Here is a 12,810-nt window from a genome sequence, read left to right as displayed (position 1 = left end):
GACGCCCGGAGCGGCCGCTCAGGGTTTTTGACTCACGCTCTCCCGGCACTGAGGCGGGAGGAACTCCGGAGGAACGGACGGACCGGAGCACCGCCACTTCCTGGAGCCGGGCATTCCCGTGGGAGTGTACTGCAGGACGGAGCCGGACAGCGTGGGAACCTCGAGGACAAGCAGGATGGTTCCGTCTTTCGGGAAGCTCACATCCGCCACGGCGCCCTTGGGCAGATCCAGCCCCAGCTCGCGCAGGCTCAAGGGGGTGCGGTTGTAGTCCACGGCCACCTTGTCCGCCGCCCGCGCCACCTCCATGCCGAACGCCGCCGCCTGGACGACCTTGCCCTTCACGTAGGAGGGATCTCCCTTGAACGCCGGGTACAGCGACCAGGCCAGGCCGATTCCGGCCACGAGGGCCACGATCCCGACAAGCCGGTAGCGCATGGGCCCGCAGACCACGGGCAGGACAGCCGCCGCCGCCATCACCGCTGCCAGGACGAACCGTACGGACAAAGACGATACAATCAGGGACGCAACAAGCATCAGCAACGCCAAAGCGAGAGCGATGCGGGAAAACATACTCCAAATGATCATGGATGAACCTCCGGCGCCTCTATAGCACGACCGGCGGCAGCGGGGAAGAGGCCATCATGGGGCGGAACGTCCGGACGTTTCGGTTGTCCACCGGATCACGAGAGCCCGTTCGGTCACCGGCACGTCCGCAACAAAGGATGACCGGCGGCGTCCGGAGCGCCCAGGCCGCAAACCGCCCGTCATGGCTCAGGCTGATATCGATGCCCGATGGCTCACCCCGGATGAACAGCCGGGGCGGCAGGAGCCCCTGCGGACCCAGTGCTCGATGGATGACCGCCTCACCGTCTGCCAGGTCCAGAAGAATGTTCAAACAGTAAATGAGACCGCCCCGGGCGGACATCAGGCCGGCCTGCCAGAGGATCCGTTCAGACGGGCCGAAGAGGCCGACGGCGTGAATACAGTCGCCCCGCTGCCGGACGTCAAAAGACACCGGTCCCGCGAATGTCTCTGCAACGCCGGTCCGTGCGGCCTCCCAGGGAGGGCCGTGCGATCCTTCCTTTTCCGGAAGCATCCGGCAATCCGGCATCCCGCTGGGAGGCTCCGGGCATTCCCGACCCAGGCGGATCCGGATCCCTTTCCAGCCCCGCTCACTCTCCGGGGCCGTCTTCACGGCGGCCTTCCAGGCGGCCTCCTTGACCGCCCAGAGCACCCACAGGGCGCCGTCAGGGTCAGCGGACGAACGAATGAATTCCTGCTCCTCCCGATGGAAGACCTTGTCCAGAAACCTGGCGTCCCGGCTCTTTCCCCGGTTCGCCGGGTCCCCCCGGTCGACGACATCGTTCCCCACAAAGGCCAAGGGTCTCCTCCTCCATCCCGGCAAGGGTTTCTATGATCTGCCGGGCATAGGCCCGCTGGCGGCGGAGCCCTTCCCCCTCTGCCCGGGGAATCAGGACTTCCATGCGCACCGTGAAGCGCTCCCCGAAGCGGGGATAATCGCTCCAGGAATCCTGTCCGTCGCCCCGCACATAGAGGCAGAGGACACAGGCGTCCGGCGACTCGCCGAGAAGCCTGCCGACACCGTAGGAGACCTGCGCCGGATCCACCCGCCCGCTCCGGGATCTCCCGCCTTCCGGGAAGATCAGGATCGTCCGTCCCCCCTTGAGGAGCCGAAGGCACTTCTCCATCACGGCCCGCACGCTGTCCCGGTCCCCGCCGCGCTGCACGGGGATGCACTTGGCAAGGTAGCAGATCGCGGCCAGGAGGCGCGACCCGCCGAAGTTTTTCTCCTCCGGCAGGTTCCAGGGAACCGCCCGGAACCGGCGGACGTGATCCGTCAGGGAGAAGAGGGCGTACGACACGACCAGCGAGTCGATCAGGGTCAGGTGGTTGGCGCAGACGAGCCACGGCCCCGGGTGCTCCTGCCGAAGCGCGGCCCACCGGCGGCGGATCTCCGGGAGCCCCTGGACCCGGTAGCCGAGGAGGCGCATGGCGAGGAAGAACAGGGGGCCAATGACGAGGGACGCCAGGCGCCCCCGGGCCTCCTGCCTTCTCAGGCACGCCCCGCAGGCGTCGCCGCCGTTCATTCCTTTTTCCGCAGGATGAGCGTTACCGCGTCGCCGATGGTCCGGATGCCGTCCGCCTCGTCGTCCTCGATGGTGATCCCGAAGGCGTCCTCGCAGCCGATGATGACGTCCACGAGCCGGGCCGAGTTGACCTTCAGGTCGTCGAGAATATGCGTGGCCGCGGTCGCCCCGCCGAGGAGCGACGCGTCTTTCACATAAGGTCTTAAAATCTCAATCATTTTTGCGAAAATTTCCTGTTCACTCATGACTTCCGTTTTCCTCCCATTTTCTGAATATCAGACAGCTGTTGACGTCGCCGAAGCCAAACCCGGCCTTGGCGAAGGTCCTGAGATCCATGTCCTCGACGCACTCCCGGGGAATCCGGTGCCCGTAGGCCTCGATGCCGGGATGGACGTCCTCGCAGTTCAGGGACGGGTGCAGAAACCCCCTTTTGAGCTGAAGCGCCACAGCGGCGCACTCGATGGCCCCCGCCGCCCCGAGGCAGTGGCCGATCATGGACTTGGTGGACTGGATCCAGGGGAAATCCCCCGGCCCCCGGCCGAGCGCCTCGGACCAGTTGGCCACCTCCACGGGGTCCGCGTAGGTGGCCGTCAGGTGGCCGTTGACGGCGTCGATCTCCTCCGGGCGGATGCCCGCGTCCCGGACGGCCATCCGGATACAGTTCCGGACGCCCTCTGGATTGGGCGCGGTCATGCTGCCCCCCATGCGCTGCCCCCCGCAGTTGACGGCGCCGCCCAGGATCTCCGCATAGATCCGCGCCCCCCGCTCCCGGGCGGTCTCCAGGTCCTCGAGGACCAGGATCGCGCCCCCGGAGCCGGGAACGAAGCCCGCCGCGGACTCGCTCATGGGCCGTGACGCCGCCTCGGGTGTCTCGTTGAACTTCCGGCAGATGACCCGCATGGCGTCGAAACCCGCCCAGATGTAGGGCGATGCCCCTTCGGATCCGCCCGCCAGCATCCGCTTCGCGAGCCCGGCCCGGATGCGCTGGACGGCCTCGATGATCGCCTCGTTTCCCGTGCTGCAGGCAGACGAGTTGGATGTCACCTGGTTCCCCAGGGCCAGCAGGCCCGCGATTCGCGCGCTGGTCCCGCTGTTCATCACCTGCTCCACGATCCGGCTTCCCAGCCGCCGCACCTTTCCCTCGTTGACCGTGGGAACCACGCTCCGGGCGATGGTGTCCATGCCGCCGATCCCGCAGCCCACGATCGCCCCGGTGTCCCAGTCCACCCGGTCGTCACCCGACTCGGGCAGATCGAAGCCGGCATCCCGCCAGGCGTCCACGGCCGTCACCGAGGCGTAGCCGATGTTGTCGTTCATGGACATCAGCTTCTCGAAATCGAAATAACGCTTCCGGATCTGGTCGAAATCCTGCGGGACCCCGCCGACCTGGCAGGCGAAATTCAGGTCTTTCAGCTCCGGGATGAACCGGATGCCGGAGACGCCCTCCCGGAGCGCCTTCTCAAAGGCGGGGAGCCCGTGGCCGTTGGGCGCGGCCACCCCGATCCCCGTGACAACCACCCTACGCTTCATGTAGCACCACCCCCATTCCGGCCAGGATGCCGGAGCAGACTTCCTCCCCGTTCTCCCGCGTCATGGCGACCCTGGACTTCAGGGTCCCCCTGCGGAAGTAGATCTTTTCCCCCACCGTCACGACCCGCTCCCCGGGATGCACCACTCCCTTGAATTCCACCCCCTCCACCAGGGTGAAGAGGGTCGTCAGGGACCCGGTGCCCTCCCGGCCGTCCGTCATCGCCAGGGACAGCCCCAGGGCGACCACTCCCACCTGGGCCATGGCCTCCACGAGGATCACGCCGGGCGTGACCGGACGGCCCGGGAAATGCCCGGCATAGAAGAACTCGTCCGCCCGGAAGCGGTACGAGCCCACGATCCGGTTCTCGTCCAGCTCGTGGATGTTGTCGATGAAGCGGAACGGCGGGCGCTGCGGCACGGCCTCCAGCACCCGGGCCCGAAGAAGCGCATCAGCCGCCATAGAGCCCCCCGTTGACGTGAATCACCGAGCCGGTCACGTAGGAGCCCCTGCGGGACAAAAACGAGATGACCTCGGCGACCTCCTCGGGACGGCCCATCCGCTCCAGGGGAATGTCCGCCAGGATCTTCGTCCGGACCTCCTCCGGGAGGCCCGCGGTCATGTCCGTCTCGATGAACCCGGGGGCCACGGAGTTGACCAGGATGTTTCTCCCGGAGCACTCCTTCGCCAGGGAGCGCGTGAACGCGTCCATGGCGGCCTTTTCCATGCAGTAGGCGATCTGGCCGGCGTTCCCCGTGGACCCGACGACGCTGGAGATGTTGATGATGCGCCCGCCGCCGTTTCGCAGCATGAACAGGCGGATCACCCGCTTGGTGAAGTACCAGATCCCCCGCATCAGGGACCGCTGGGCGTCAAACTGGTCGAGGTTCATCCCGTGGATCGGCGCGTTGATGGAAACGCCGGCGTTGTTCACCAGGACGTCCACCTTCCCGGCGATCTCCTTGATTTTCCGGACCATGGCCTCCACCTGCTCCGGGTCGGCCAGGTCGGCGTGGAGAAGAAAGCCATCGCCCATCTCCTCGATGAGCTGCATCGCCGGGGTGATGCTGCTGCGGTAGTGGACCCCCACGCAGAAGCCGTCGGCGGCCAGGGCGCGGCAGCAGGCCGCGCCGATGCCCGTCCCGCCCCCGGTCACGATGGCCACCGGTTTTCCGTTCATGTTCATACCGTTCCTCCTTTTGCCGTTCCCCCTGCCGACCGGGTAGAGCGGTGTGGATAGTCCCGGTAGGCGATGTCCCGGAACAGTCCCGTCCGTGCACCGGCGACCCGGTACACCGGCTCCCCGTCCACGAAGACGGTTCCGTCCCCGATTACGATGCTCGCCTCCGACTCCTTGAGCCGGGAAAAGCGTTTCACGTCAATCTCGTAGCGGACCAGGCGGCTGTAGGGACGGATCTGGCCGCCAAAGTCGATCTCCCCGCACCCCAGGGCCCGGCCCGATCCCAGGCCGCCGCGCCAGGCGCAGAAGAATCCCAGGAGCTGCCAGATCGCGTCCACGCCAAGGCAGCCCGGCTGCACCGGGTCATTCCGGAAGTGGCACTGGAAGTACCAGGTATCCGGGCGGATGTCCTGCTCCGCCACGATGCGCCCCCCGCGACCGCCGGCCGTGATGGAGAGGATGCGGTCCATCATGAGAAACGGCGGGGCGGGCAGGCGGGCGTCGAATCCCGCCGGCGGGTCCTCCACCAGGTTGCCGTGGGCGAAAGCCAGCAGGTGCTCCAGGTCGAAGCGGCTCCGTTCCATGAATTCCCGATAGGTCATGCGGTCCCCCTCACATGCAGCTCCATGGAGGTCCAGGTCAGGCCGGCGCCCACCAGCGCCACGGCAACCCGGTCCCCCGGCCGGAGGTCTTCCCAGCGCTGGCTGAGGACCGAAGGTGCCCCCGCCGCACCCGTGTTTCCGAAATGCTCCACGTTGTGCCAGTGGTCGTCTTCCCGGATTCCCGCCCGGGTACAGACGGTCTGCAGCATCCCCAGGTTGGCCTGGTGGCCGACGAAGAGCAGGCGGCCGCCGTTCTCCGCTCCCTCGCGGCGCATGCCCTGGAGGGACTCCGTGGTCCGGCGAATGGCAAACCCCTGGACGGCGTTCCCGTCCTGGGTGAAATGGCCCGTCCGGGGTATGCTCACCTTTTCCCAGGCCGAGGGCTTTGAACAGGACTCGCAGCCCTCGACGGCCGTCCGCGAGGGAACCGTCGCGGAAAGAACGGCCGCCGCGCTTCCGTCCCCGAACAGGACGGCCGTGGCCCGGTCCGAGTAGTCGACGGAGCGCGTCAGGTTCTCCGGGTTGACCAGGAGGACGTAATCCGGCAATTGCCCGGGATCCATGCGGGAGATGAAGGCCACCTGCATGCCGAAGCTCGTGCAGGCGGAGTTGAGATCGAAGCAGGGGGCGTCGATTCCCAGCATGCCGGCGATGCTCGCCGCCTCCGCCGGGGTCAGGGAGTCCGGGGCGGAGCCGCCGGAGATCACCAGGCCTATGTCCCCGGGCGTGATCCCGGCCCGCTCGATGGCCATCCGGGCCGCCAGGGCTCCCGTCCTGGCATTCCCGAAGGGCGCTGCGTCGTAGGCCTCCCGGATGTCCCGGTTCTTCGTCTCACGGATATAGTCCAGCGGCAGGATCGTCCGCCTGGAGAGGATTCCCACCCGCTCCAGGATCCAATCCTCCGTGGTGCCGATGTCCAGCTCCTCCAGGAACCGGTTGGTGATTTCGTTCTCCGGGTGAAAGTGTCCCAGGCCGTGCAGATACAGAGGCATCAGACGATCTCCCGGCCCATGATCATGTGCTGAACCTCCCGGACGCCCTCGTAGATGTCGAGGATATGGGCGTCCCGGGCGAGCTTGGCGATCTCGTACTCGTTCGTGAACCCGTAACCGCCGTGCAGATGCAGGCCCTCCGCGGAGCAGTACAGGGCCGCCTCCGCCGCGGCGTTTTTCGCCAGGGAAGCGTAGAGACCACGGTCGGACGCCCGCTCCTGGACTTTTACAGCGGCCTTCAGGAGGGCCAGCTCCGCCAGCTCCGTCTTCTTCCACATTGCCACCAGGGTCTCCCGGGCCACCGGGAGGTCGCAGATGCGGCTGCCGAACTGCTTGCGCTCCCGCGTGTAGGCCAGGGTCAGGTCGAGGGCGCGGCGCGCCGTGCCGAGGGCGATGGCCGCCACCATCGGCCGGGCGTAGTCGAGTACATCGACAATATAAGAAAAGCCGAGCCTCCGGTCCCCGATCACCTGGTCCGCCCGGACGACCACGTCCTCGAACGTCACGGACGCCGTGTTCGACAGCCGGATGCCCAGCTTGTCCTCGGGCTTCCCGACGGTGACGCGGCCCCCTCCCGGAAGGTCGATCTCCCTCCGCTCAGGCGTCCCGCCGTCCCCCTCCCCCGGCGCCTCCGGGAGCGGTACGATCACGCAGGACAGGAAGCGTCCGGCGGGCTTTTCCAGTTTGCAGAAGACCGTGAACTGGGAGGCATGGGACGCGTTGGTGATGAAGCACTTGGTGCCGTTGAGGCGATAGCCGCCGTTTTCCTCCTTGCGGATGAATGTCGACATGGCCGAGTTGTCCGACCCGGCACCGGGCTCCGTCAGGCAGAAGGACGCGAGCAGGGGCGCTCCGACAAAGGGTCCGAGGAAACGCTCCTGCTGCTGTGGGCTCCCGTGAAAGGCGATGACGGCGTTGGCCAGGTCGTTGCACATGGCCGACGTGGCGATGCCCGCGTCACCGCAGGCGAGCTCTCGGATGATGAGGGCGCCCGTGAGGACGTCCACGCCGCTTCCTCCGACGGACGGGGGAACGGTCAGGTTCATGATGCCCATGTTCCAGATTTTGCGGATGATGTCCCAGGGAAAGGCGTCCTTCCGCTCCCTTTCGAGGATCCCCGGAAGGATCTCGCTCCGGACGAAGCGGCGGACCGATTCCACGAGCATCTGCTGGTTGTCGTCAAGGTTGAAGTCCATATCGCTCCTTGCTTCCATTCTTCCGGTCGCCCGGCTTATTCATGACATGGTTGCGTTCCGCAGGCGGGAGGCGCTGTTTTCCGCTTCGCACAGCCTGCGGACAGCCGACAGCGTGGAAACGGACGTGCATCCGACGTCCAGGGCCCGGAAAAAATCACGGAGCGGCCTCCCCGGCCCGATCTCGAAAATCGAGTCCGCCCGGGACGCCACGGCCTGCATGTTGTCCACCCACCGGACCGTGCCGCTCACCTGCCGCACCAGGTTCCGGATCACGGTGTCGCCGCAGGCCTCGTGAAAGCCGCCTCCGGCATTCGAGGCCACGCGCGGCGCCGCTTCCGGAACCATCCGGGACCGGACCTCCTGCAGGGCGCATTCGAGGGGGGCCTCCGCGGATTTCATGAAGCGGCTGTGAAACGGGGCGCTCACCGTCAGGGGCACGAACCGGCACCCCTCGCCGTCCAGGGTGTCCCGAAGCCGGGCGACGGCCTCCTCGACTCCTTCCTTCAGCCCGCTGAGCACGATCTGACGCGGGGAGTTCACGTTCGCCACGTCCACCGGGAGCCCTTCCAGCACCTGCCGGACGGCCCCGGGATCCAGGGCGCCCGCGATGACGGCCACCATGGCTCCGCCCTCCGGAACGGCCTTCTGCATCAGCCGTCCCCGCTCCCGGACGATCCGGACGGCGTCGGACAACGAGAGCACGCCCGCCGCCACCAGGGCGGTGAATTCCCCGAGGCTGTGGCCGGCGAAGAGGGCTGGGTCCAGGCCGGTCATTTCGCGGAAGGCCCGGCACATGGCCGTCTCCGTCACGAGGATGCAGGGCTGCGTGTACTCCGTGCGGTGAATCCGTTCATCATCGGCAAAGCACAAGGCCGCCACATCCCACCCCAGGGCATCCGACGCCTCTTCGAAAGCCTGACGGCTGACGGCAAAGGCCTCGTGAAAGTCCCGGCCCATTCCGGGCCGCTGGCACCCCTGTCCGGGAAATACAACGGCGATGCATGAATCCCGCATCTCGGCAACCTCCATCGGGATGGATTTGACCGCCCCCAAAGCACCATCCATGCCAGCGCGGGTCAACACGGGCGGCGGCGCCGGCGAACAAACCGTTCTCACAGGGGAATAATCGGGCGGCCCATCAGCAGAAACGGGAACCACGGACCTGGCCGGCCCGTCCCTCTCCCCCCGGACGGCGGCGCTACGAATCCGGAATATCCGGCCGGTTTCACCGCGGGAAGTGAACGATTCCGGGGCCGCCGCAAAGGCGGCTCCGGCCGCGCCAATCCTGCGCACTCCCGTACGCACCGCGTAATGATTTACGCACCGGGGGCCGGGAAATCGTCCGGCTCCAAACGTCGGCCCCATGAATAGCGGCGGCAATCCGGACAGTTACAAAATGGCACCGGCATCGGCGGCCTTGGCATGGATCCTGTACGGGAAAAGGCAAAGGGAATTTTGCATCTCCAAACCATGCTTCGAACCAAGGAGGGTGTCATGAGAAAGAAAAGAGTGGCCGGGAGCGCAGTGTCCAGACCGGTCGAGAGACGGGAGCGGATCTCCACCCGGGTGGAGAATGACGGCGTCTTCTACTACGCGGAACCCGACACCGGCATCGAGCAGCTGTGGCGGACCGACAGCCAGGCGATGGAAGAAGGAGAGGCTCCGGTCATGTACGGCTGGTTCAGCCTGGACAACCTCTATTTCGGCGACATGGAGCTCAGCATGATGCCGATCCAGGTGAAGGTCCGGGCTAAGAAAATCACGGAACCCAGGAAGATTGAGCGGTTCAGCCTGTTCTACCAGTCCGACAGCTGCTTCCGGTACGCCATTCCGGGCGAGGGAGCCGAGAGGGCCTGAAGGTAATCACGACCCCGCCGCCGCCGAACTGTACGCCTCTCCCGGGCGTCTCCTTCCCACGGCAGCGGCGGGGTATCGTTTCCCATCCGCACGGTCGGGGCGTCCCGGCAGCCCGCGAACGCGGGCGGTTCCGTCCTCCGCCTTGACGTCATCCCCCATTTGCACCTATCATGCTCCCGGATGCCGGGTTCCCCGGCGGATATCCTTGCGACCATGGAAATATTCACTCTGGCAGCCGTTTCGCTGATCATCAGCATCTCCATTCTCCTGCGGAGAGACAGGGGGCCGATCCTCCTGTCCTTCGCGGCCCTCTGCTTCACGGTCTTCCTGCACAAGTGGGGTCAGTTCTTCGGGCAGGTGACGCCGGCCGAATTCTGGAACGCCGTCTCCTTTCTGGGACTCCTGGGAATCCCGCCCCTGGCGGTGGCCTTCTTTCAGAACCTCGTGAAGGACCGGCGCGTCCTCCGCCGGCGGGACGCGGCCGTGACGGCCCTGGTCAGCCTCGCCCTCGGCGCGGCGTCCTTCACGCCGTTCCGCGAGCGCTACTCCTTCACCCTGGCCCTGGAAATCTACGTCATCGGGATCCTGCTGGTCTGCCTGGCGGCCCTGATCCTTTTCACCCTCCGCCGCATGGCGGGACCGGAGAAGAAGCGGTTTCTCTACCTGACGCTGGCCTGCACGGCCGCGTTTCTCCTGAGCATGGCGGACCTGTTCCAGCACCTCCACGGAGCGTTCCCGCCCCTCTCCAACATCTTCATCGCCGTCCTGCTCTATTTCGTCCTGATGTTCGTCACCCATACCCAGATGGCGGAGCTCCGGGAGATCATGGCCCGGACGCTGTTCCTGGCGATCATCACGATCACGCTCACCCTGATGGCCTGGGCGATCCTGAGGCTGTTCTCCGCGGAAACGACCCCGCCCTTCACCCACCTGATGGTGGCCAGTTTCCTCATCGTCATCGCCATCGAGCCCCTCCGGGAGATCCTGAAGAAGCTCTTCACTCTCCTGTTTCCGCACAGCCGGGAGCTGCTGCGGTCCCTCTTCGCCTTCGACGAGAAGCTCGAGCGGGAGAAGTCCCTCCTCCTGGAGGAGATGGCCCCGGTCTTCGCCCACGAGATCCGGAACCCCCTGGGGTCCATCAAGGGCGCCGCCCAGTACCTGCGCTCGGAGGTCAACTCGGAGGAGAACCTGAAACTGCTGGACGTCATCATCGAGGAAGTGAACCGGCTCAACCGGGTCGTGTCGCAATTCCTCAATTTCGCCCGTCCCTACCGGCCCGACCTGAAGCCCCAGGACATCAACCGCGTCATCGAGCGGGCCGTGGACGTCATCCGGGCCAACATCCTGTCCGAAAAGATCGCGATCCAGACGGACCTCCGCCCCGAGCTGCCGGTAGTCAACGCCGACCCGGAGCAACTGGTCCAGGTCATCCTCAACATCGCCATGAACGCCATCGAGGCCATGCCGGAAGGGGGAACCCTGACGCTCCGCACCCGGCGGATCGAAAGCGACGAGGGAGACACAGTGGCCATCACGATCCGGGACACGGGACCGGGAATCCGCCGGGAAGACATGAAAAACATCTTCAAGCCATTCTTTACGACCAAGGAGCGGGGGGTCGGCCTGGGGCTGGCCATCTGCCAGCGGATCATGCGGGGGCACGGCGGCCACATCCGGGCCAAGTCCCTCCCGGGCCGGGGAAGCATCTTCATCATCCGGGTCGGCCTTCCCTCATAGGCCCGGATACTTCACGGGAGGCGGCCCCGCTCCGGCCGTCCGCCCTTTTGGAAAGGTTCTTCAATGCACAGGATTCTCGTTGTGGACGATGAGCTGAACATGCGGCTGGTCCTGCAGGCCATGCTGAAGAAGGAAGGCCTCGACGTCCTCCTCGCCGCGGACGGCCTCGAAGCGCTGAAGGCTCTCAAGAGGGAGGAGGTCTCGGCGGTCGTCACGGACCTGAAAATGCCGAAGCTGGACGGGATGGGTCTGCTCGACGCGATCCGGCAGGACCACCCCGGCCTGCCGGTCATCATGATCACCGCCTACGGCACGATTGCGACGGCCGTGGACGCCCTTAAAAAGGGCGCCTTCGATTACATCACGAAACCGTTCGAGCAGGACGAGATCAAGAACGTGATCCGGAAGGCGATCCAGACCAAGACCCTGGACGACAGCGAGTTCGTTCCCGGGCCGGGAGAGATGGACCACGGGGGCATCATCGGCCGGGGGGAGGCCATGACGGAGCTGTTCGAGACGATCCGCCGCGTCGCCCCGACGACGACGACGGTCCTGATCACCGGGGAGACCGGCACGGGCAAGGAGTTGGCCGCCCAGGCGATCCACCTGAACAGCACCCGGAAAGCCAACCCCTTCCTGAAGATCAACTGCGCCGCCATCCCGGAAAACCTCATGGAGAGCGAGCTGTTCGGTCACGAGAAGGGCTCCTTCACGGGGGCCGTGGTGAGCAAGCCGGGGCGCTTCGAGCTGGCCCACAAGGGAACCCTGTTCCTGGACGAGATCGGCGAGCTGTCCCGGGACATGCAGGTCAAGATCCTGCGGGTGATCCAGGAGCAGGAATTCGAGCGGGTGGGCGGACTCCGGACGATCAAGGTGGACGTCCGGCTGATCGCCGCGACAAACCGGAACCTGCAGCAGGAGGTAAAGGAGGGCCGCTTCCGGGAGGATCTCTACTACCGCCTGAACGTCTTTCCGATCTGTATCCCACCGCTCCGGGAGCGCCGGGAGGACATTCCCACCCTGGTGGACTTTTTCATCCAGAAGTTCAACCGCAAGCTCGAGCGGACCATCCAGGGAGCGGACGGGGCGCTCCTGGACGTCTTCCGGCGCTACGACTGGCCGGGAAACGTGCGGGAAATGGAAAACGTCATGGAGCGGCTCGTGCTCATGGCCTCGAAGGACACGCTGTGCGCGGAATACCTTCCGCCCGAGCTGAGATCGGCCGCCCAGGAGGCCGCGGTCCCCGGAAGGGGCGACCAGAAGGAGCCGGTCAAGAAGCTCATCAAGGAGCAGTCCGAGGAGATCGAGCGGCAGATGATCCTTTCGGTCCTGGAATCCTGCGGATACAACGTCACCCATGCCGCCCGGGAGCTGGGGATGAGCCGCAAGGGGCTGCAACTCAAGATGATCAAGTACAACCTGAGGAAAGGAACCTGACGAGCCCGACGGGATGTCCCGGCCCGGTACCCGGCGGGCACGCCCCGCCGCCCCGATGCCCCCGCCCCACACGTCCCGCTTTTTCCCTTGATTAAGGAAACGCGCATGGCTATAAAATCAGAAGGGTCCGGCAGGGATTGTGTCATTCATGGACCTATCTTCGGAACGGACAA

14 protein-coding genes are annotated in these 12,810 nt (G+C 65.9%); 3 read left to right on the top strand and 11 right to left on the bottom strand.

Going from position 1 to position 12,810, the window contains the following annotated elements:
• Nucleotides 1–18 precede the first annotated feature (18 nt).
• From PLO63_03365 to PLO63_03315, 11 genes are read right to left on the bottom strand one after another with little or no spacing between them, the layout of a single operon-like run.
• Nucleotides 19–585, bottom strand: a complete 567-nt coding sequence (locus PLO63_03365) for a pilin (GenBank protein HOI73166.1) — start codon at nucleotides 583–585, stop codon at nucleotides 19–21.
• Nucleotides 586–604: 19 nt separating this feature from the next.
• Nucleotides 605–1,372: a 4'-phosphopantetheinyl transferase superfamily protein gene (locus PLO63_03360; protein ID HOI73165.1), complete on the bottom strand. Its 768-nt coding sequence runs from the start codon at nucleotides 1,370–1,372 to the stop codon at nucleotides 605–607.
• Entirely contained in the window at nucleotides 1,254–2,108 is an 855-nt protein-coding gene (locus PLO63_03355) for a lysophospholipid acyltransferase family protein (protein HOI73164.1), read from the bottom strand. The genes PLO63_03360 and PLO63_03355 overlap by 119 nt, the downstream gene beginning before the upstream one ends.
• Nucleotides 2,105–2,353 carry a phosphopantetheine-binding protein gene (locus PLO63_03350; protein HOI73163.1) on the bottom strand — a complete coding sequence of 83 codons (249 nt, stop codon included), beginning with the start codon at nucleotides 2,351–2,353 and terminating at the stop codon, nucleotides 2,105–2,107. The genes PLO63_03355 and PLO63_03350 overlap by 4 nt, the downstream gene beginning before the upstream one ends.
• Entirely contained in the window at nucleotides 2,346–3,638 is a 1,293-nt protein-coding gene (locus tag PLO63_03345) for a beta-ketoacyl-[acyl-carrier-protein] synthase family protein (GenBank protein HOI73162.1), read from the bottom strand. Before PLO63_03345 ends, PLO63_03350 begins: the two co-directional genes overlap by 8 nt.
• Nucleotides 3,628–4,098 carry a beta-hydroxyacyl-ACP dehydratase gene (locus tag PLO63_03340; protein HOI73161.1) on the bottom strand — a complete coding sequence of 157 codons (471 nt, stop codon included), beginning with the start codon at nucleotides 4,096–4,098 and terminating at the stop codon, nucleotides 3,628–3,630. Before PLO63_03340 ends, PLO63_03345 begins: the two co-directional genes overlap by 11 nt.
• Nucleotides 4,088–4,816, bottom strand: coding sequence for a 3-oxoacyl-ACP reductase family protein (locus PLO63_03335; protein HOI73160.1), 729 nt, complete (start codon nucleotides 4,814–4,816; stop codon nucleotides 4,088–4,090). Before PLO63_03335 ends, PLO63_03340 begins: the two co-directional genes overlap by 11 nt.
• A 2-nt stretch (nucleotides 4,817–4,818) precedes the next feature.
• Nucleotides 4,819–5,418 (bottom strand): bifunctional 3-hydroxydecanoyl-ACP dehydratase/trans-2-decenoyl-ACP isomerase, encoded by a 600-nt coding sequence (fabA, locus tag PLO63_03330; GenBank protein HOI73159.1) that lies wholly within the window; start codon nucleotides 5,416–5,418, stop codon nucleotides 4,819–4,821.
• Complete coding sequence (locus PLO63_03325; GenBank protein HOI73158.1) at nucleotides 5,415–6,410, bottom strand: ketoacyl-ACP synthase III; 996 nt, start codon at nucleotides 6,408–6,410, stop codon at nucleotides 5,415–5,417. The genes fabA and PLO63_03325 overlap by 4 nt, the downstream gene beginning before the upstream one ends.
• Nucleotides 6,410–7,606 (bottom strand): acyl-CoA dehydrogenase family protein, encoded by a 1,197-nt coding sequence (locus tag PLO63_03320; GenBank protein HOI73157.1) that lies wholly within the window; start codon nucleotides 7,604–7,606, stop codon nucleotides 6,410–6,412. The genes PLO63_03325 and PLO63_03320 overlap by 1 nt, the downstream gene beginning before the upstream one ends.
• Nucleotides 7,607–7,645: 39 nt before the next feature.
• Entirely contained in the window at nucleotides 7,646–8,620 is a 975-nt protein-coding gene (locus tag PLO63_03315; protein HOI73156.1) for an ACP S-malonyltransferase, read from the bottom strand.
• Nucleotides 8,621–9,100: 480 nt separating this feature from the next.
• Here PLO63_03315 and PLO63_03310 point away from each other — a divergent pair, with 480 nt between their 5' ends.
• The 3 genes from PLO63_03310 to PLO63_03300 all read left to right on the top strand — a co-directional run bounded on the left by PLO63_03310 (nucleotide 9,101) and on the right by PLO63_03300 (nucleotide 12,637).
• Nucleotides 9,101–9,463, top strand: a complete 363-nt coding sequence (locus PLO63_03310; GenBank protein HOI73155.1) for a hypothetical protein — start codon at nucleotides 9,101–9,103, stop codon at nucleotides 9,461–9,463.
• A gap of 213 nt (nucleotides 9,464–9,676) precedes the next feature.
• Nucleotides 9,677–11,200, top strand: coding sequence for an ATP-binding protein (locus PLO63_03305; protein ID HOI73154.1), 1,524 nt, complete (start codon nucleotides 9,677–9,679; stop codon nucleotides 11,198–11,200).
• A gap of 81 nt (nucleotides 11,201–11,281) precedes the next feature.
• A complete protein-coding gene (locus PLO63_03300; protein HOI73153.1) occupies nucleotides 11,282–12,637 on the top strand; it encodes a sigma-54 dependent transcriptional regulator in 1,356 nt (451 codons plus the stop codon).
• Nucleotides 12,638–12,810: the final 173 nt, after the last annotated feature.

Source organism: Syntrophales bacterium (assembly GCA_035363115.1).
Classification (GTDB): Bacteria; Desulfobacterota; Syntrophia; order Syntrophales; family PHBD01; genus PHBD01.
This window is presented reverse-complemented; position numbering and strand designations above follow the sequence as displayed.